This window comes from Raineyella sp. LH-20, from assembly GCF_033110965.1.
GTDB lineage: Bacteria > Actinomycetota > Actinomycetes > Propionibacteriales > Propionibacteriaceae > Raineyella.
Genome location: NZ_CP137003.1, coordinates 1633171 through 1652974, shown reverse-complemented (window position 1 = coordinate 1652974; position 19804 = coordinate 1633171). Strand labels below are relative to the sequence as shown.

13 protein-coding genes and 1 riboswitch are annotated in these 19804 nt (G+C 71.2%); of the genes, 9 read left to right on the top strand and 4 right to left on the bottom strand.

What is annotated here, in order from left to right; all coding sequences use genetic code 11:
- The first annotated feature begins 14 nt into the window (after positions 1-14).
- Positions 15-2513 carry a heavy metal translocating P-type ATPase gene (locus R0146_RS07195; protein WP_317692182.1) on the top strand — a complete coding sequence of 833 codons (2499 nt, stop codon included), beginning with the start codon at positions 15-17 and terminating at the stop codon, positions 2511-2513.
- A 66-nt stretch (positions 2514-2579) separates the two neighbouring features.
- On the opposite strand, the gene R0146_RS07190 is transcribed toward R0146_RS07195, so the two are convergent.
- Both R0146_RS07190 and R0146_RS07185 read right to left on the bottom strand, forming a co-directional pair.
- Positions 2580-4184, bottom strand: a complete 1605-nt coding sequence (locus R0146_RS07190; RefSeq protein WP_317692181.1) for a helicase HerA-like domain-containing protein — start codon at positions 4182-4184, stop codon at positions 2580-2582.
- 108 nt (positions 4185-4292) lie between these two features.
- Entirely contained in the window at positions 4293-4742 is a 450-nt protein-coding gene (locus R0146_RS07185) for an SHOCT domain-containing protein (RefSeq protein ID WP_317692180.1), read from the bottom strand.
- 165 nt (positions 4743-4907) lie between these two features.
- Between R0146_RS07185 and R0146_RS07180 the strand changes: the two genes are divergently transcribed.
- The 8 genes from R0146_RS07180 to R0146_RS07145 all read left to right on the top strand — a co-directional run bounded on the left by R0146_RS07180 (position 4908) and on the right by R0146_RS07145 (position 16981).
- Positions 4908-6386, top strand: a complete 1479-nt coding sequence (locus tag R0146_RS07180; protein ID WP_317692179.1) for a sensor histidine kinase — start codon at positions 4908-4910, stop codon at positions 6384-6386.
- 538 nt (positions 6387-6924) lie between these two features.
- The gene (locus R0146_RS07175) at positions 6925-7611 is read left to right on the top strand and encodes a response regulator (RefSeq protein WP_317692178.1); all 687 of its coding nucleotides are present in this window, start codon (positions 6925-6927) and stop codon (positions 7609-7611) included.
- A gap of 308 nt (positions 7612-7919) precedes the next feature.
- Positions 7920-9143 (top strand): UDP-N-acetylglucosamine pyrophosphorylase, encoded by a 1224-nt coding sequence (locus R0146_RS07170; protein WP_317692177.1) that lies wholly within the window; start codon positions 7920-7922, stop codon positions 9141-9143.
- Positions 9144-9419: 276 nt separating this feature from the next.
- Positions 9420-10778 (top strand): phosphoglucosamine mutase, encoded by a 1359-nt coding sequence (gene glmM, locus R0146_RS07165; protein WP_317692176.1) that lies wholly within the window; start codon positions 9420-9422, stop codon positions 10776-10778.
- Between the two features lie 2 nt (positions 10779-10780).
- Positions 10781-11704 (top strand): hypothetical protein, encoded by a 924-nt coding sequence (locus tag R0146_RS07160; protein ID WP_317692175.1) that lies wholly within the window; start codon positions 10781-10783, stop codon positions 11702-11704.
- A 619-nt stretch (positions 11705-12323) separates the two neighbouring features.
- Positions 12324-12485, top strand: a riboswitch (cyclic di-AMP (ydaO/yuaA leader).
- Positions 12486-12487: 2 nt separating this feature from the next.
- Complete coding sequence (locus R0146_RS07155) at positions 12488-13339, top strand: C40 family peptidase (protein ID WP_317692174.1); 852 nt, start codon at positions 12488-12490, stop codon at positions 13337-13339.
- A gap of 160 nt (positions 13340-13499) precedes the next feature.
- Positions 13500-16118 (top strand): transglycosylase domain-containing protein, encoded by a 2619-nt coding sequence (locus R0146_RS07150; protein ID WP_317692173.1) that lies wholly within the window; start codon positions 13500-13502, stop codon positions 16116-16118.
- Between the two features lie 323 nt (positions 16119-16441).
- Positions 16442-16981, top strand: coding sequence for a hypothetical protein (locus R0146_RS07145; protein ID WP_317692172.1), 540 nt, complete (start codon positions 16442-16444; stop codon positions 16979-16981).
- A gap of 189 nt (positions 16982-17170) precedes the next feature.
- Here R0146_RS07145 and R0146_RS07140 read toward each other — a convergent pair whose 3' ends face one another.
- Positions 17171-18085, bottom strand: coding sequence for a LysR substrate-binding domain-containing protein (locus R0146_RS07140; RefSeq protein ID WP_317692171.1), 915 nt, complete (start codon positions 18083-18085; stop codon positions 17171-17173).
- Positions 18086-18092: 7 nt separating this feature from the next.
- Entirely contained in the window at positions 18093-19670 is a 1578-nt protein-coding gene (ahpF, locus tag R0146_RS07135; RefSeq protein ID WP_317692170.1) for an alkyl hydroperoxide reductase subunit F, read from the bottom strand.
- Positions 19671-19804: the final 134 nt, after the last annotated feature.

The following is a 19804-nucleotide window of genomic DNA, read 5'->3' as shown; positions in this document are numbered from 1 at the left end:
GCTACAGTGGAGGCATGCCGAGGTCAGGAGGCCCGCCCATGGTCCGGCGCACCACCCTCACGGTCACCGGTCTGCACTGGGCCACGTCCGAGGCGGCGATCGAGAAGACACTGCTGAGTCGCCCAGGCGTGGTCGGTGTGGACGCGAACGCCATGAACCAGACCGCCACCGTGACGTACGATCCCGAGTCGACCTCGGTGCGGGACTTGGCCGACTGGATCCGCGAATGCGGCTACCACTGCGCCGGCCGCTCCCTTCCGGAACACCTGTGCGAGCCGATGACCGAGCCCACCGCCTCGGCCGAGGCCACCGCTGCGGGCCACGCCGGGCAGGCCGAGCACGCCGGACACACGGGCCACGCCGCGCAGGCCGCGCAGGCCGCGCACACAGCCCACGATCTGCCGACCACCCGGCAGACGCAGACCATCAGCCCGCACAACGCGATGGGACACGGCGGACACGCCGGCATGTCCATGGCGAGCATGGTCCGCGACATGCGCAACCGGTTCCTGGTGGCCGTGGTGCTCGGCGCCCTCGTCACGCTGTGGTCGCCGATCGGGCGGGTCGTGCTGGGCTTCCCCGTCCCGGCGCCCTTCGGAGTGCGCGACGACGTCTGGCAGCTCCTGCTGAGCCTCCCGGTCGTCTTCTACTCGTCGTGGATCTTCTTCGACGGGGCGTGGCGAGCCCTGCGCAACCGCACCCTGGACATGATGGTGCTGGTCGCGGTGGCCATCGGCACCGGCTGGCTCTACAGCCTCGGGGTCACCCTCACCGGTGGCGGGGAGGTCTTCTACGAGGCCGCGGCCATCCTGGCCGCGTTCGTCCTGCTCGGGCACTGGTTCGAGATGCGCGCCCGGGGCGGCGCGAACGACGCGATCCGTACGCTCCTCGACCTGGCCCCGCCCAGGGCGACGGTGGTCCGCGAGGGGGTCGAGCAGGACGTCCCGACCGCCGACGTCCTGGTCGGCGACGTGGTCGTCATCCGGCCCGGAGGGAAGGTGCCGGTCGACGGTGTGGTCGTCGAGGGTCGCTCGGAGATCGACGAGTCGATGGTCACCGGGGAAAGCCTCCCGGTGACCAAGGCGGTCGGTGACGAGGTGATCGGGGCCTCCCTCAACACCACGGGAGCCCTGCGTATCCGCGCCACCAAGGTCGGCGCGGACACGGCCCTCGCCCAGATCGTCGTCCTGGTCCAGGAGGCGCAGAACTCCAAGGCCCCCGGGCAGCGCCTCGCCGACCGGGCCGCTTTCTGGCTGGTCCTCGTCGCCCTGGTCGGCGGCGCCGGCACCTTCGCGGTCTGGCTGCTCGCCGGAGCGCCGGTCGGGGTGGCGCTGCTGTACGCGATCACCGTCGTGGTGATCACCTGTCCCGACGCTCTGGGGTTGGCGACCCCCACGGCGATCATGGTCGGCAGCGGCCTCGGCGCGAAGCGCGGTGTGCTGTTCAAGAACGCGGCCGCGATCGAGACGGCGGCCAAGATCGACACCGTCGTGATGGACAAGACGGGCACCCTCACCAAGGGCGCCCCGGAGGTCACCGACGTGGTCGTCGCCGACGGATTCTCCGAGGCGGACCTGGTCACCCTCACCGCTGCGGTCGAGGCAGCCTCCGAACACCCCCTGGCGTCGGCGGTCGTGGCGTACGCCCGCGCGTACGTCCCCACGGGCGACCGATCCGCCACCTCCGGCGCCCGATCCGCCTCCGCGGTGCAGGACTTCGAGGCGGTCGCCGGCTACGGGGCGCTCGGCACGGTCGACGGCCGCCGGGTGGCGGTGGGCAACCGGAGACTCCTCCTCACCCAGGGCGTGGACATCGCACCGCTGCTGGCCGACCGCGACGCACTGGCATCCAGTGGCCGCACCGCCGTCCTCGTCGCCGTCGACGGGCGCCCTGCAGGCGTGATCGGTCTGGCCGACGCCCCTCGCGAGACGTCGTCCACCGCGGTCCGCGAGATGCACGACCTCGGGCTGGAGGTCGTGATGCTGAGCGGCGACAACCGCGCCACCGCCGAACGCATCGCTTCCCAGCTCGGGATCGACACCGTCATCGCCGAGGTGCTCCCCGGCGACAAGGCCGCCACGGTCGCCGCGCTGCAGCGGCAGGGCAAGCGCGTCGCCATGGTCGGCGACGGGGTCAACGACGCCCCGGCGCTCGCCCAGGCCGACCTCGGCATCGCGATCGGGGCGGGCATCGACGTCGCCATCGAGACCGCGGACGTCGTGCTGATGCGCTCCGATCCGCTCGACGTCCCGACCGCGGTGCGGATCGGCCGGGGCACCGTGGCGAAGATGCGCCAGAACCTCGGCTGGGCGGTCGGCTACAACACCATCGCCCTCCCGATCGCTGCCGGCGCGTTCGCCACGCTGGGACTGACACTGCGGCCCGAGATCGCCGCCCTCTCGATGTCCGGATCCAGCCTGATCGTCGCGGTCAACGCGCTGGCGCTCAAACGCCTGCGCCTGCCCCGGCCGCAGCCGGCGGCGCCGGCCGTCCCCTCGGCGGTGACGCCATGATGGTCGAGTCCGCCGCCTGGCTCAGCGCCGCCGACCTCAGTGCCGCCGACCTCAGCGCCGCCGACCTCAGCGCCGCCTGCCGGCGCCGAACAGCGACCGGGTGATCTCCCGCGCCGCCGACCGGGCCATCTGGCGCACCAGGGTGTTCTCGCTGATCTCCTCGATCAGCGACTTCTCCCGTCGGGGCGCCCGCGAGGGGGTCGTACGCTCCGCCTCCCGGGCCGCCGCAGCCTCCGCCTTCGCCCGCGCGGCCTCGGCCTTGGCCTGCTGCGCCTCCACCTCGGCCTGTTCGGCCGCCGCCTGTTCCGCGGCGGCCGCTGCCGCACCGGCCTGCAGCTTCGCGTTCAGCACCTCGTACGCCGATTCCCGGTCGATCGTCGTGCCGTAGCGGGCCTGCAGCGGCGAGCCCTCGACGGCCGCCGTCATCGCCGCCGCCTCGTACGGCGCCATGCTGGCCTGCGGGGCCCGCATCCGGGTCCAGGCCACCGGGGTCGGGGCGCCGTCGGGGTTGAGGACGGTGACGATCGCCTCGCCGATGCCGAGCTGCTGGAGACGTTCGGCGAGGTCGTAGTCGGTCTTCGGGTAGGTCGCCACCGCCGCCTTCAGCGCCTTCGCGTCGTTCGGGGTGTGGGCGCGCAGCTGGTGCTGCACCCGCGACCCGAGCTGGGCGAGGACGTCCTCGGGGACGTCCTTCGGCGACTGGGTGACGAAGAAGACGCCGACGCCCTTGGAGCGGATCAGCCGTACGGTCTGCTCGATCGCGTCCAGGAACGCCTTCGACGCGCCGTCGAAGAGCAGATGCGCCTCGTCGAAGAAGAAGACCAGCTTCGGCTTGTCCAGGTCACCGGCCTCGGGCAGGTGCTGGTAGAGATCGGCGAGCAGCCACATCAGGAAGGTGGAGAAGAGCGCCGGGCGCTGCGCCAGATCGGGCAGTTCCAGCAGCGAGATCAGACCGCGGCCGTCCGGTGCCGTACGCAGCAGATCCTCGGTCTCGAACTCCGGCTCGCCGAAGAACTCGTCGCCGCCCTGGGCCGACAGCGCGGCGAGCTGACGCTGAATGACACCGACGGTGGCCTTCGCCAGCCCACCGAGGTCCGCCAGCTCGGCCTTGCCCTCGTCGGAGACCAGGAACTTCAGCAGCTCGTTGAGGTCCTTGAGGTCGAGCAGCAGCAGCCCGTTGGTGTCGGCGTAGTGGAAGACCAGGGACAGCGACGACTCCTGGGTGGCGTTGAGGCCGAGCACCTTCGACAGCAGCAGCGGGCCGAACGAGGTGACGGTGGCCCGCAGCGGCACCCCGGTCCCCTGGCCGCCGAGCGCGTAGAACTCCACCGGGCAGGCCGCCGGGGTGAACTCCTGGCCGATCGCGGTGGTCCGGGCCAGCAGCTTCTCGCTCGTGGCGCCGGGGGCGGCGAGACCGGACAGGTCGCCCTTGATGTCGGCGGCGAAGACCGGCACGCCGGCGGCGGAGATCTGCTCGGCGATCAGCTGCAGGGTCTTGGTCTTGCCGGTGCCGGTGGCCCCGGCGACCAGGCCGTGCCGGTTCAGCATGCTCAGGGCGAGCCGGATCTTCACGTCGGGGACGGGCTGCCCGTCCGCCACCAGCACGCCCAGCTCGATGGCGTCACTGTCGAACGTGTATCCCTCGCGGATGGCCTCGGTGGCGTCGCTCATGAGGTCAGGCTAGCGAACGGGCGCGGGTCCCGGCACCGTACGGCACCGGGACCCCGCGTGGACTTCTTGCTGGATCGTCGTGGACTTCTTGCTCGATCGTGACGCGTGCTACGACGGCTGGCCCCCCTGCTCCGGCCCCTTGTCCTCGGGCCCCAGGTAGGGCATGCCGGCGGTCGGATCGGTGGCCTGGGCCCGGGTCGCCCGCAGCGTGTCGACGCGGTCGCGGTAGTCCTCCGGGCTGATGTCACCGGCGGCGAGGCGATTGGCGAGCGTACGCAGCGCCTCGTCCTCGGGAGCCGGCGGCGTGTGCGGGCCATGGTGGTGCGGGTAGGCGCCGGGGGCGCCCTCGGGGCGGCCCTCCGGACCCCAGCCGAACAGCGGGGTGCCGCGCCGTTCCGCCCGCTTGAAGAGGAAGATCAGGAGAAGGACCAGGAGCAGCGGGCCGAGGATCATCAGAATGCCTCCGAAGATGGGATAACCGTACGCGTGGTGGCCCATCATCGGGCCGCCGAACCCCATGTGGCCCGGCATGACCAGCGGCAGCAACGAGGTGAACATGGCTCCAGTCTGGGCCGCCGGCCCGCCGCGCACATCGGCCGGCGGGCGGCACTTCACGTACGCTCCTCGACGTACGTCGACCCGTTGACTCGACGTACGTCGTCGGGGGACGGCTACGCTCCCGCGCCGATGGTGCAGCCCGGGACGGGTACGTACGATCGGGGCATGGAACCCTCCGGCCTGGCCGCACCGGTCCCGGGCACTCCCGGGGCAGCCAGCTCCGGCCCCGACCTCCCCGGCCCGCCGCCGTGGGGTGCGCACCGACCGGGCGGACACTCCCATCCGCGGCCCCGGGCCGTCGTCACGGCGGTCAGCGCTGTCGCGGTGACCTGGCTGATGCTGCTCACCGCGCTCCCGTCGGCCGAACAGCGCACGATGCGCGCCCACATGCGCGACCAGTCGATGATGCCCGGCCGCTATGACCCGTACGACCCCCGCTACCCCGATCCGACCGGGCCGTGGGCACAGACGCTTGACTCCCCGTGGCTTCCGGTGCTGGTCGCCGCGTGCCTGGTGGTGGGCGTCGGGTTGCTGTTGCGTACGGTCCGGCCACGGCTGGCGTACGTGACGGTCGTGGTCGGCGTCGCCGGCTATCTGCTGGCCGGAGGGTCACTGCCGTTCGCGCTGCCCGCCCCGGCGCTCGCGCTGATCGCGCTGACCGGCAGCCGGCCCGGCCGGACCTGGACCGCCTGGGCGTTGGCGCTGATCCCGATGCTGTGGGCGGTCGGCTGGCGTCAGCCCTACCTTGGGCTGACCAGCGCCTGGCTCTATCCGGCGATCGTCTTCGGCTTCGCGGCGATCCTGGTGCCGACCCTGGTCACCGAGACGCGGCGCAGCCAGCTGCGCGCCCGCCGGCAGGCCTACGACGAGGAGATGCACCGGGTCGCCTACCAGGAACGGCTGCGGCTCGCCCAGGACCTGCACGACGTCGTCGGGCACAGCCTGTCGACGATCTCGCTGCAGGCGGGGGTGGCGCTGCGGTTCCTCGACGACGATCCGGCGCAGGCACGCGCGTCGCTGGAGGCGATCCGGACCAGCGCGAAGGACTCGTTGACCGACGTGCGCCGTACGCTCGGGATCCTGCGCGACCCCCAGGAGGCCGCGCCGCTCGCCCCGGGCCCGACCCTCGACCGGCTCGACGACCTGATCGCGCCGCTGGTCGCCGGGGGCGCGACGATCACGGTGCATCGCGGCCCCGGGCTGGTGTCCAGCGTGCCGACCCCGGTGCAACAGGTCGCCTACCGGATCGTCCAGGAGGGACTGACGAACGCCGTCCGGCACGCCCCGGGAACACCGGTGGAGATCCGCGTCGACCGGCTCGGGGATCGACTGCAGATCGAGGTCGCCAACGGTGGCCCGGCCCCCGCCCACCCGCTGGTGGCCGGCAACGGCCTGCGCGGCATGCGGGAACGGATCGCCACCCTCGGCGGCACCTTGACGATCCACGACGCCGGTCCGGGTGGCGTGAGGATCTCCGCCGTGCTGCCGCTCGGGGCGACGGGATCTGCGGGCGGAGCGGGAGCGGCAGGCGGAGCGGGATCCGCGGGCGGAGCGGGAGCAACCGGGGCGGCGGGCGCGGCGGGAGCAACCGGGGCGGCGGGCGCGGCGGGTGCAACACCGCCCGGACACGGGCCGGCCGCATGACTCCCCGAATCGGCCGCACGACTCCCCGACTCGGCCGCACGACTCCCCGACTCGGCCGCATGACTCCCCGATTCGACCGCCCTCATCCACGCCGCGCCGCCGTCCGAGCGAGCCCCCGTCGCGACGCGTACGTCGGAACCTCGACCACCCCCACAAACGCCGCTCGTTCAGGCAGCCGCGCTCGTTTCAGTCAACCGCGTCCTGCCCAGACCCAGGTCACCCCCACAAACGCCGCCCGTTCAGGCAGCCGCGCGCGTTTCAGTCAACCGCGGCCTGCCGGCGGGCAGCGGCTGACTGAAACCGCCGCCTCTGGCAGAAAGCGCGGCGGCTGTCGCCCCCATCGCCAGCCGAGGGCCGACCGACCAAGTCGCCAGAGGCCCGACCGACCAAGTCGCCAAGGGGCCGACCGACCAAGTCGCCAAGGGGCCGACCGACCGAGTCGCGGCCGAGGGCCCGACTGCCCGCACCAGTCACCTCACCGTCCACGCCACCCCCGACGGCATCTCGCCCCTCAGTCCCCGATCCATAGGGCAGGCCTATGACCACCCAGCCGACTCCCACCCCCGCCGCCACGCCCCTCACTGTGCTGATCGCCGACGACCAGCCGCTGGTCCGGATGGGCCTGCGGGCCTTGGTCGACGCCGAGCCCGACATGAGCGTCGTCGCCGAAGCAGGCACCGGCCTCGCCGCGGTCGAGCAGGTCCGGACGCTGCACCCCGACGTGGTGCTGATGGACATCCGGATGCCGGAACTCGACGGCATCGCCGCGCTGCGGCGGATCGGGGCCGATCCCGACTGCGCATCGACCCGGGTAGTGGTGTTGACCACCTTCGAGCTCGATGAGTACGTGTTCGCCGCGCTGCAGGCCGGGGCCGCGGGGTTCCTGGTCAAGGACTCCGACCCCGACGAGATCCTCCGGGGGATCCGGCTCGCCGCCGGCGGATCCTCGCTGCTGTCCCCGAGCGTGACGCGTACGGTGATCGCCACCTTCACCGGCGCCGCGCCGATCGTACGGTCCGACGAACGGTTGGCCGTGCTCACCGAGCGCGAGCAGGAGGTGCTTGCCCTGGTCGGTGAGGGGCTCAACAACGCCGAGATCGGCGACCGGTTGGTGGTGAGCACCGCGACCGCCCGGACCCACGTCAGTCACATCATGGCCAAGCTCGGCGCGCGGGATCGGCCCCAGTTGGTGGTGATCGCCTACCAGACCGGCCTGGTCCGCTGAGCCGAGGCGGACCAGGACAACCGGCCGAGGCGGACCAGGACAACCGGCCGAGGCGGGCCAAGACAACGGGCCGGCCCCGACCAGGGACCGGCCCGTCACGTCACGGCTCAACGGCTCAACGGCTCAACGACTCAACGACTCAACGACTCAACGACTCAACGACTGCAGCAGCCCGCTGATGAAATCCCCGTATGCGGAGACCCCACCCGGAGGCCCCACGCCCGGGTCGGCCGAGCGTGCACCCCGCTGACCGCCGCGCCGTTAGACTCTGTCCCGGTCGGCACCCGCCGGCGCTGGGAGGTTCGTCCATGCACGGGAAGCCACGAGGCTTCGACAAGGCCATACAGCTCATCGAACGCGGCGTCGACATCCCCAACCCGTGGAGTCTCGACATCGGCGACGAGGTCGACATCGACCGGATCTCCGCGGACGGCGTGACCATCCATCCCGGCTGCCGGATCCATGGCGCCGGCACGGTGATCTCCGCCGGCGTCGTCCTCGGCGAGGAGGGCCCGGTGACCCTGCAGGACTGCCGACTCGGCCCGGACGTACGCCTCAAGGCCGGCTACTTCCACCGCGCCGTGTTCCTCCAGGGCGCCTCGATGGGCCTCGGCGCACACGTCCGCGAGGGCACCCTGCTCGAGGAGCAGTCCGGCGGCGCGCACACCGTCGGGCTGAAGCAGACGATCCTGTTCCCGTACGTCACGCTGGGCAGTCTGATCAACTTCTGCGACGTCCTGATGGCCGGCGGCACCAGCCGCAAGGACCACTCCGAGGTCGGCTCGTCCTACATCCACTTCAACTTCACCCCCGACGGCAACAAGACGACCGCGTCACTCTTCGGCGACGTGCCGCGCGGGGTGATGCTGGACCAGCCGCCGATCTTCCTCGGCGGACAAGGCGGCACCGTCGGCCCGGTCCAGGTCGGCTTCGGCACCGTCGTCGGCGCCGGGTCGATCCTGCGCGACGACGTCCGGGAGGACGGCCTGCTCGTCCTCACTCCGCCGACCGACGGCGTCCGCCGCCCGAACACGCCGCGCCGCTACAAGCGACTGGCCCCGCTGCTGGAGAAGAACGTCGGCTATCTCGCCAGTCTGATCGCCCTGGAGACCTGGTACCGGACCGTACGTCGCCCGTTCTTCGCCGCCCAGGAGCTCGGCGACCTCGTCCTCGAGGGTGCGCTGGAGATGTTGGCGTGCGCCCGGGCGGAGCGTACGAAGCGCCTCGCCGCCCTGGTCGCGACGATCGAGCCGGACACCGCCGGACGCCGCCAACTGGTGGAGCGCCACGTCGAGCTGCTCGCCGCCTGCACCCCCGACCAGGTCCCCGACGCGCTGCGTACGCCCCCCTCGGTCCTGCTCGACCCGCTGGCCACGGCGGCCGCCGCGGGCACCGCCTACACCGCCGCGGTCCGCGACCTGGCGGCACCGGCGAAGGAGGCGGGCACCGCCTGGCTCCAGGCGATCATCGACGACACCGGTGCACGGGCGGCCGCCCTGGTGCCGGACATGGGCCTGTTCGAGGCCGACTGAGCCGCCACCCCGGACCGAGCAGTTGCGACCCTGCCGGGTGGACCGATCGGGCCACCCGGAGCCCGGTCGCCACGCACCGCCGGACCGACCACCGACCGGCCGGGCGGTGTCCGACCACGCAGCACACGTACGGTGGGCATCCGGGACCCACGTCGGGTGACACCGAGAGGACCCTGTCGGGTGATGAGGACCCGAGGCGTCTAATGTCTCGCGAGACGTTGGACGGTGGGTAAGACCCGTCGGGTGAGGACCCGACACCAGAAGGAGACACAGCAGATGGGCAAGTTGTTCGGCACCGACGGCATCCGCGGCCAGGCCAACCGATTCCCGATGGACGCGATCACCGCGTACCGGCTCGGGCAGGCCGTCACCCACGTGGTGCGTGAGGGCAAGCCCGCGGGCCACCGCGTCCGGATCGTCATCGGCAAGGACACCCGCATCTCCGGCGACATGCTGGAGGGCGCCCTGGAGGCCGGCGTCACCTCGATGGGCGGCAACGTCGAGCTCGTCGGTGTGCTGCCCACCCCGGGCATCGCCTACATCACCGAGTCGATGCGCGCCGACGCCGGGTTCGTCGTCTCCGCCTCGCACAACCCCTACCAGGACAACGGCATCAAGGTCTTCGCCGGCACCGGCTACAAGCTCTCCGACGAGGACGAACAGGAGATCGAGGATCTCATCCTCGGCGACGGCCTCGACGCCCTGGCCGCGGCGCCGCACGATCTCGGCCGGGCCCACCGGCTGGAGGACGCGGTCGGCCGCTACACCGTCTTCCTGAAGAACACCTTCCCGCGGGAGCTGTCGATGGAGGGCGTCAAGATCGTCCTCGACACCGGCAACGGCGCCACCTTCCAGGTCGCCCCGGCGATCTTCCGCGAGCTCGGCGCCGACGTCACGGTCATCCACGACGAGCCGGACGGCTACAACATCAACGACAACTGCGGCTCCCAGCACACCCAGGACCTGCGTGCCGCCGTGCTGGCCAGCGGCGCCCACGTCGGACTGGCGTTCGACGGCGACGGCGACCGGCTGATCGCCGTCGACGAGCGCGGCCAGGAGATCACCGGCGACCAGATCCTCATCGTCTGCGCCAACCAGCTGCACGCGGAGGGCCGACTGGCCAACGACCTGCTGGTGTCGACGGTGATGAGCAACCTGGGCCTGACCCTGGCCTGCGAAGAATACGGCTACAAGCATCACGCCGCCAAGGTCGGCGACCGTTACGTCCTGGAGGACATGCGCCGGCTCGGCGCGAACCTCGGCGGTGAGGATTCCGGCCACGTGATCTTCCTCGACCACCACACCACCGGCGACGGCGAGCTGACCGCCCTCCAGCTGGTCGCCACCATGCTGAAGACCGGCCGGACCCTGTCCGACCTCGCCGCGGCGATGGACGTCTTCCCGCAGGTGCTGGTCAACATCGAGGTCGGCCGCAAGCCCGCCATCGACACCGTCCCCGAGATCGTCGACGCGATCGAGCGGGCCGAGACCGAGCTGGCCGGCAAGGGCCGGGTGCTGGTGCGCTACTCCGGCACCCAGAACCTCTGCCGGGTGATGGTGGAGGGCCCCACCCACGAGCTGACCACCCACTACGCGGAGTCGATCGCCGAGGTCGTCCGCGGCGCCCTCGTCTGACAGTGACCGGACGCGCCGCGCTGGCGGACCGGGTGCTGCGTACGGTCTCCTTCCGCGGGCCGCTGACCGGCTCCCAGCTGCACGACGCGCTGGGGGCCGGCGGTCTCCCGCTGTGGCAGGCCTGCGTCACCGACCCACGGCTGGCACACCGGGTGATCGGCCGGCGCTACGTACGCCTCGACATCAAGCTCGACGGCTACGTACGCCTCTCGCCGTCGATCCTGCGGGAGTTCCTCACCTACACCGTCGTCGGCCCGGCCGACGACCCCGACGCCCTCGAGGCGGCGGCCGATGACCTGGCCGACCACATCGAGCAGGTCAGCCGACGCAAGCTCTACACGGCCCGCCGGATCATGGACGACATCACCCGGTCCTTCCTCGCCGACCCGGAGGTGGCCGAGCACTTCTGCGTCGCGATCGCCGGCGACATCGTCTACGGGATGGCCCACGACGTGCTGCGCCCGGAGCGGTCCACCGGGATCCTGGTGCAGGGCTCGGACCTCGACATCGTCGTCCTGGTCGGTGACGACGCCCCCGACGGGCTCGCCACCGCACTGGACGAGGCGATCTACGCGAAGAAGTACTTCTACCTGCGCAACCCCGGCTTCCGCGAGGAGCTGGACTACATCGTCAAGCCGGTGGAGACGCTGCGCGCCCAGTCCGCGATGACCGGCTTCCACGACATGGTGGCCTGCAAGGTGTGGCGGGAGAGCCGGCTGCTGTGCGGCAACGACGGGGTGTTCCGGGCCGGCAAGCAGGTGCTGGAGGCGGCCGGGGTGGGTGACCGGCTCGACGCCCTGGCCCGGGAGGCGGCGACAGCCAGGGCCGCCCATCAGCAACGCCTGCTCACCCTGCCGATCGACGCACTGCACGACGACGACCTCGGGCTCTTCTACACCGCGGAGGAGTCCGCGGAGTTCCACTGAGCCCGGGTCGGGCGGCACGGTGTCCGAACCACCACCGGGCCGAGCAGTGTCCGGACGACCACCGGAAGACGACCCTGATCGAAAGTTCCGCGGGACGGCACGCCACGCGGATGCTCCTCAGCATTCTCTCCGACTCCGCTCCGGCGACGCCCCACCGCGGCGGCGTCGTACGATCCACCGATTGGGCACATCGCCCGCGATCCGCGACACGGCGCCGGACGGCCACATGTCGAGCGCCTCTGATCACCATCCGAGAAGCGTGATCGTACGGAGACCGGGCCGAGATCTGTCCGTGATCCGCCGGCCGGCACGCCACCGGTCGTGATCCGCATCACCGCCCCCACGGAGGGGAGGAAGCACTCCGCCGGACCACCCCGGACCAGCCCCCGAACATCGGCAGAACACCGCCTGACTAGGGATGTCACCGCCTCCCACAGGGACCGCCCGGGACCCGCCGAGCGATCCGCCCCACCCCTCAGGGACACCCCTGACCCCGTTCACCACACGCCGAGGCACGTTACCGATTTGTGATCAACCGGCAGCTCGGGTTAGCGTGACAAACGCGTGGTGACACCAGGAACCACGCCGCGGGCGGTCCGCCGAGTCCTGCCGCCGTCCGTGTCCGTTGTCATCAACGTCCAGGCAGGAGCGGGGGAACCACGTGCGGCCGGCCCACCGGGCCGACCTAGGGGTGAAGCCGACGGGGATCACACCGATCCCCTGAGGCCGGGTGCCTCCCACCCGAACCCGACAGCTCACCCCACAGGCATACGGAGGCCCCCCATGTCGCAGTCCCAGTCCACCACGCCGCGCCGCAGCGCCGGTCTCGCCGTCGGCCGCACCTGGCGCGCCCATGCCGTGGCCGCCCACAGCGCAGGCTTCGCCGACACCTCGGCCGCTCGCCTGGCCGGTGTCGCCGCCGTCGCCGGTCTCGTCACCCTCGGTGGCGTCGCCGGAGCCCCGACCGCCCACGCCGAGGGTTACTCCCCGACCGGCACCACGACCACCACCGCCAAGGCCGCGTCGACCAGCTCGGCGGCCAGCCACACCACCGTCAACCTGAACGTCCGCACCGGTGCGGGCCTGCAGTTCGACCGCGTCACCACGCTGCCGAAGGGGACCTCGGTGTCCCCCACCGGCACCACCGACAACGGCTGGACCGAGATCAGCTACCAGGGCGCCAAGCGCTGGGTCGCCAGCCGTTACCTGGCCGACGGTGCCGGCTCGACCGGCTCCACCACCTCGACCGGCGTCGCGACCGCACGTCCCGCCTCGGTCGACACCTCCTCGCTGTCCGCGACCCGCGCCGCGATCGTCAAGGCCGCCTACAGCGGCATCGGCTCCGCCTACGTGTACGGCGGCACCTCGTTCGGCGGTTGGGACTGCTCCGGCTTCACCCAGTGGGTGTACGCCAAGGTCGGCATCAGCCTGCCCCGCACCGCAGCCTCCCAGCCCAGCGTTCTCCACCGCACCAGCACCCCGCAGCCCGGGGACCTGGTGCTCCAGAACGGCGGCGGCCACATCGGCATCTATGTCGGCAACGGCATGATGATCTCCGCGCTCAATCCGCGCGAGGGCACCCAGCTGCACCCGGTGAGCTGGATGCCGGTCAGCGGCTACTACTCCATCTCCTGATCCCGGCACCCGTCCCCGTGACTCGCCACGACGCCCTCGGCACCGCCGGGGGCGTCGTGCGATCCCGGGCCGATCGATCGACTACCGTGAGCGAGTGCCCGGGGTCACTCCCGGCGCCGCGCCACACCGCCCGCTCTCTGTCCCGGTCCCCGAGGTGGTCATGACCGACGTACGTCACCCGTCGCACGGAATCCCGCAACCGGCGCCCTTCGGCGACGGCCGGTCGGGCTCCGGCGCGGCAGGGACCTATCGTGCTCGGCTCCACGCTCACCGGGTCGCGGCGGCGGGCGGCGCTCCGACCGGCCCCGGCCACCGGCCCGGGCGGCACACGACGGACGGCTGGCGCCCGATCCCCACCCCACCACCGGATCGGATCCCGTCGGCCCTGGAGACCGGGCACTCCGCTCTGCCGGCGGAGCTCCTGCCGCCATCCGCGCCGGCCCGGACGACCACCCCCGACGCGTACGCCCCGCAGGCCGCAGCACTCCCCGCGGGAACAGCCCTCGCCGGCGGGGCGACACTCAGCGTGGGAACAGCCCTCGCCGGCGGGGCGGCACTCAGCGCGGGAACAGCCACCGTGCTCGCCGACCGCCCGGCCCTGTTCCCGGAACCGGTCGGGGCGGGCGTGACCGGCGGCCTCGCCGAGCGGGGCCCGCTCGGCAGGATCCTCTCCCCCGGCTTCGACCACCCCGGTGCCGCAGCCGCCCGCCACGCGTACGGTCCGGACGGGCCGGCGGACCCGCCGTCGTACGAACGGGTCGGTGAGGACCCGGAGAGCTTCGGCGACGCGGTGTCGCTGCGGTCGCACTGGTCCCACCTCGACCCGGAGACGACGCACCCCCCGCTGCGGCTGCGCGACCGCCTGCCGCGAGGCCGTCGGCTGGTCCAGCTCGCCGTCGCCGTCGTCGCCCTGGTGGTGCTGGGCTCCGGGGCCGGCGCCGGCCTGCTCTACGCCCGCACCGATCTCGACCACACCAATGCGGACTTCACCAGCAACACCACCGCCATCTACTTCGGCGACGGCAAGACCGCGCTGAGCACCCTGGCGGTGCAGAACCGCACCACCCTGCCGTACGGCGACATCCCCACCTCGATGAAGAACGCGGCGATCGCGGCGGAGAACCGGTCCTTCTGGACCGACCCCGGCATCTCGGTGCCCGGGATGGCCCGGGCGGCGGTGGCGACGATCAGCGGCAAACAGGTGCAGGGCGGGTCGACGATCACCCAGCAGTACGTCAAGCTGGTCTACCTCTCGCAGGACCGTACGCTCAGCCGCAAGATCAAGGAGATCGCGTACGCCCTGAAGCTCGACCACGACCGCTCCAAGGACCGGATCCTCGGCGACTACCTCAACACCGTCTTCTTCGGCCGCGACGCGTACGGCGTGCAGGCCGCGGCGCAGGCGTGGTTCGGCACCGACGCCAAGCACCTCACGGTCGGCCAGAGTGCCGTGCTGGCGGCGGTGATCCAGAACTCCTCGATCCTCGACCCGTCGGTCGACCAGGACAACCTGCCCCGGCTCCAGGCCCGCTACGAGTACGTGCTGTCCGGCATGCGGGAGATGGGCACCATCACGCCGGCCCAGTACGACGAGTTCCACGGCCACATGCCGGCGACACCGGTGCAGGCCGCCGGCGAGCGCTACACCGGCCCGCAGGGTTTCCTGGTCAACATGGTCGAGCAGGAGCTCACGAAGGTCGGCTTCAGCGAGGCGCAGATCAACGGCGGCGGACTGCGGGTCACCACCACCTTCGATCCCAAGGCGCAGCAGGCCGCCGAGGACGCCGCCCAGCGCTACGAGCAGAAGGCGGTGGCCGACGCCTCCGGGTCGCCGAGTCCTGACCTGCACGCCGCCATCGCCTCCGTCGACAGTCGCACCGGCGAGGTGCTGGCCCTCTACGGTGGCGACGACTTCGTGAAGAACTCCCGCAACTGGGCCACCACTCCCCGGATGACCGGCTCGACCTTCAAGGCGTTCGGCGTCGTCGCCGGACTGCGGGACGGCTTCACCCTGCAGTCGACGTTCAAGGGCAACACCTTCCAGCTGGACCGGCAACCGATGCCGGTCCGCAACGAGTTCAACACCAACTACGGCCCCGCGGTGTCGCTGCAGTACGCCACCCAGGAGTCGATCAACACCGCCTTCGTCGACATGGTCCACCAGATGCAGGACGGCCCGAAGAAGGTGATGAAGGCCGCCAACGACGCCGGCGCCCCGAGCGGCACCGGCTGGGGCAACTACGACCGGATGGTCCTCGGTGAGCCCGAGGTCAGCCCGCTGAACATGGCCACCGCGTACGCCACCATCACCAACGGCGGCACTCGCTATGCCCCGCACGTGGTCCGCGAGGTGCGTGACATGAACGGCACCGTGCTCTACAGCGCCGAGACCAAGGGCGAGCAGGCGATCGAGTCCGACATCGCCAACAACGCCACGTACGCCTTGCAGCAGGTGACCCGCGCCGGCACCGGCACCACGGCGGCGGCCCTCGGCCTCCCGGTCGCCGGCAAGACCGGCACCGCCGGCGCGGAGGACAAGATCTACGCCGCCTGGTTCATCGGCGCCACGACACGGGTCTCCACCGCAGTGATGTACGTCGCCGGCGCCGACGGCCAGTCCGACCTCGACCCGTACTCGGCACCCGGCGACCAGACCTTCTTCGGCTCGGGCTACCCGGCCAAGACCTGGCTGTCGTACATGGCCGTCGCCACCCGCGGCGACCCGGCGGAGCGGTTCGCCTCACCGTCGTACGCCACCCGACCGCGGCTGCGCGGCTGACGGCGATACCCCACCCCGGTAGACCTCGCTGACCTCATCCGCGGCCGGAACGGGTGCGGAGATGGCCTCCGAGCGGTGACCCAGGTCACTTGCATTTACCTGTGAATACCCACCGGGGGTACACCACGATTGGCGTCATTCCGCGGATCGGGCGATCCGACCTCACAGGAAAGTTGACCATTCGAATACACAGGTGTATCTCTCCTACAGAATGTCGTACTACGTCGACCGGTGATGTACTTTTCATTCGTACCCAATGCAACTCATACAACCCACTGCAACGGAGTACCCCCCAAACCAATGGAGAGGAAGAGGGACCGATCATGGAACGCGTCGTCTACGGTGTTCTGAGCAGAGTGGTGGCTGTCGTGCTGGTGGTCGTGGGCATCGCCGCCATCATCGGCGGCAACTTCGCCAACGGTTACGTGAAGGGCCAGCTGAGCCAGGAGCGGATCACGATGCCCGCCGGAGCCGCCCTCACCACCGACGAGATGAAGGCGAACCTGACCAAGTACGCCGGCACCCCGCTCGACAGTGGCCCGAAGGCCCAAGCCTACGCCAACCACTACATCCTGGTGCACATGAACGCCTCGAGCCAGGGCAAGAGCTACAGCGAGATCTCCAGCGCCGGCAGCGCACTGGCGAAGGATCCGAACGCCGATCCGGCCCAGGTGAAGAAGCTCGCCGACCTGAAGACGTCCCTCTTCCAGGGTGACATGCTGCGCGGCGCGCTGCTGAACGCCTACGCCTGGTGGCTCGTCGGCCAGATCGCTCTGTACGTCGGCATCGCCGCGATCGTCGTCGCCGTGATCCTCGGCATCCTCGGCTGGGGCCCGCTGCGCAGCAAGAAGACGAACGCCTGAGTCGGAGCCGTCACTCCGCGCCGGCAGCGCCGCCGCGACCACGCCAGCAAGCGCCACACCGGTCGCACCCGCTGCACCACAGCCGCGGATCCCGCACCACCACAGCGAAACCATCGCCGTGGCCCGGGATCCGCGGCTGTTCGTCTGCGGACGTACGGTCCCTCAGGCTGTCTGCGTACGTACGGTCCCTCAGGCGGCCAGCGGACGTACCAGCCCACCCGGGAGATCACGCAGCACCGCCGCGATCTCCGGCAACAGGTCACGGAAGACGCTGGTCCGCCGCCACAGCAGGGCGATGTCGCGGTGCGGCGCCGGCTCCTGGAAGCGCCGCAGGGCGATCCCCGGATTGGGGGTCACCGGAGCGGAGACGGCGAGCTCGGGCAGCAACGTCGCGCCGACCCCTGCGGCCACCATGTGCCGCAGCGTCTCCAGACTCGTCGCCCGGAAGCCGACGTGCTCGGTGGCCCCGGTCTCGGCGCAGATCTCCAGGGCCTGGTCGCGCAGACAGTGCCCCTCGGTCAGCAGCAGCAGGTCCTCCCCGTCCAGCGCCGCCGGATCGAGCGGCCCGTCGCCCTCGGCGACCGCGTCGCCGACCGGGGCTGCGAAGACGAAGTCCTCCCGGAAGAGCGGCTCGATGTGCAGGGTCTCATCGACCACCGGCAGCGCCACCGCGGCGGCGTCGAGCGCTCCACTGCGCAGTTCGTCCAACAGCACAGCGGTCTTCTCCTCCACCAGGAGGATCTCCAGCCCGGGGAACCGGTGACGCAGTTCGGGAACGATGTGCGGCAGCAGGTAGGGCCCCAGCGTCGGGAACAGTCCGAGCCGGATGGTGCCGGCGTGCGGCTTGCGGGCCTGTCGGGCCAGCCCCCGGATGTCCTCGGCGTCGGCGAGGATGCGGCCGGCCCGGACGACGACCGCTTCCCCGACGGCGGTGAAGATGACACTGCGCGAGCTGCGCTCGATCAGCTCCACACCGAGCTCGGCCTCCAGTTTGCGCACCTGGGTCGACAGCGTCGGCTGGCTGACGAAGCACGCCGCGGCCGCGCGGCCGAAGTGGCGATGCTCGTGCAAGGCCACGAGGTACTCGAGGTCACGCAGGTTCATCGGTGCATCAGAGTGAGGCGACGGCGGGGGCCGTGGTGCGGATCAGATGCTCGAAGGCGCTCAGCGCCGCGGTGGCACCGGACCCCTCGGCGACCACGATCTGCTTGAACGGGACCGTCGTGCAATCGCCGGCGCCGTAGATGCCCGGGATGCTCGTCTCGCCCTTCTCGTTGATGACGACCTCGCCGCGCGGGGTGAGCTCGACCGAGCCCTTCAGCCAGTCGGTGTTGGGCAGCAGGCCGATCTGGACGAACACCCCGTCGACGTCCAGGGTGCGCAGCTCCCCGCTCGTCCGGTCCTCGTACTGCAGGCCGGTCATCTGCCCACCGTCGCCGTCCACCTGGGTGGTCCGGGCCGAGGTGATCACCTCGGCGTTGGGCAGGCTGTCCAGCTTCCGCAGCAGCACCTCGTCGGCCTTGAGCTGGTCGAGGAACTCCAGGACGGTGACGCTCTCGGCGACGCCGGCCAGGTCGATCGCGGCCTCGACACCGGAGTTGCCGCCGCCGACCACGGCGATCGGCTTGCCCTTGAACAGCGGCCCGTCGCAATGCGGGCAGAACGAGACACCCTTGTTGCGGTAGTCGGCCTCGCCGGGGACGCCGAGCGTACGCCACCGGGCGCCGGCAGCCAGGATCACCATCCGCGCCCGCAGCGAGCCGCCGCCCTCGAACTCGACGGTGTGCAGGTCGCCGTCCAGGCCGGGCACCAGCCCGGTGGCCCGGACGCCGGCGATCTGGTCGATGTCGTACGCGCTCATATGCTGGCCGTACGCCGCGCCCAGGGTGGGGCCCTCGGTGCGGACCTGCGAGATGTGGTTCTCGATGGTCATCGTGTCGAGCACCTGGCCACCGATCCGCTCGCAGGCCATCCCGGTGCGGATGCCCTTGCGGGCGGCGTAGATGGCGGCCGCGGCGCCGGCCGGCCCGCCGCCGACGACCAGCACGTCGTACGGGTCGCGCTCGTCGAGCTTCGCAGCGGTGCGCGCCGCGGCGTGGTGGTCGAGACGCTCGACGAACTGCTTCATGTCCGTACGTCCCGAGCCCCACTCCTCACCGTTCAGGTAGATCGTGGGGACGGCGAGGATGCGACGCTCCTCGATCTCGTCCTGGAACAGCGACCCCTCGACGGCGGTGTGCTTGATCCGCGGGTTGAGGACAGCCATCGCGTTCAGCGCCTGGACGACGGTCGGGCAGTTCTGGCAGGTCAGCGACATGTACGTGACGAACTCGTAGTCGCCCTCGAGACCCTTGACCGCCTCGATCGTCTCGGCGTCCTCCTTGACCGGCACGCCGCCGACCTGGAGCAGGGCGAGGACCAGCGAGCTGAACTCGTGCCCCATCGGGATGCCGGCGAAGCGGATGGAGATGTCGGCGCCCGGGCGGGTGATCGCAAAGGACGGACGGCGTACGTCGTCGTCGGCCCGGCGATAGGTGACCTTGTCCGACAGCCCGGCGATCTCCTCGAGCAGTTCGGCCATCTCCCGCGACTTCGGACGGTCGTCCAGGGAGCTGACGAGCTCGATCGGCTCGGTGAGCAGGGTGAGGTACTGCCGCTGCAGCTGGTTCTTGAGGGTGGCGTCGAGCATGGGGTCCTCCAGGATGCGGGGTCGACGGATGACGCGCCGCTGGGGCGCGGAGGCGATGGTGGGAAGCCGCGACGTACGAGCGGGATCCGGCGTACGGGCGAGATCAGGCGTACGGGCGGGCGATGAGCGGGACG

What these genes read in the sequence shown, in the direction of transcription:
- R0146_RS07195 (WP_317692182.1), top strand. Translation starts at nt 15, where the DNA reads ATGCCGAGGTCAGGAGGCCCGCCCATGGTCCGGCGCACCACCCTCACG.
- R0146_RS07190 (WP_317692181.1), bottom strand. Translation starts at nt 4,184, where the DNA reads ATGAGCGACGCCACCGAGGCCATCCGCGAGGGATACACGTTCGACAGT.
- R0146_RS07185 (WP_317692180.1), bottom strand. Translation starts at nt 4,742, where the DNA reads ATGTTCACCTCGTTGCTGCCGCTGGTCATGCCGGGCCACATGGGGTTC.
- R0146_RS07180 (WP_317692179.1), top strand. Translation starts at nt 4,908, where the DNA reads ATGGAACCCTCCGGCCTGGCCGCACCGGTCCCGGGCACTCCCGGGGCA.
- R0146_RS07175 (WP_317692178.1), top strand. Translation starts at nt 6,925, where the DNA reads ATGACCACCCAGCCGACTCCCACCCCCGCCGCCACGCCCCTCACTGTG.
- R0146_RS07170 (WP_317692177.1), top strand. Translation starts at nt 7,920, where the DNA reads ATGCACGGGAAGCCACGAGGCTTCGACAAGGCCATACAGCTCATCGAA.
- glmM (WP_317692176.1), top strand. Translation starts at nt 9,420, where the DNA reads ATGGGCAAGTTGTTCGGCACCGACGGCATCCGCGGCCAGGCCAACCGA.
- R0146_RS07155 (WP_317692174.1), top strand. Translation starts at nt 12,488, where the DNA reads ATGTCGCAGTCCCAGTCCACCACGCCGCGCCGCAGCGCCGGTCTCGCC.
- R0146_RS07150 (WP_317692173.1), top strand. Translation starts at nt 13,500, where the DNA reads ATGACCGACGTACGTCACCCGTCGCACGGAATCCCGCAACCGGCGCCC.
- R0146_RS07145 (WP_317692172.1), top strand. Translation starts at nt 16,442, where the DNA reads ATGGAACGCGTCGTCTACGGTGTTCTGAGCAGAGTGGTGGCTGTCGTG.
- R0146_RS07140 (WP_317692171.1), bottom strand. Translation starts at nt 18,085, where the DNA reads ATGAACCTGCGTGACCTCGAGTACCTCGTGGCCTTGCACGAGCATCGC.
- ahpF (WP_317692170.1), bottom strand. Translation starts at nt 19,670, where the DNA reads ATGCTCGACGCCACCCTCAAGAACCAGCTGCAGCGGCAGTACCTCACC.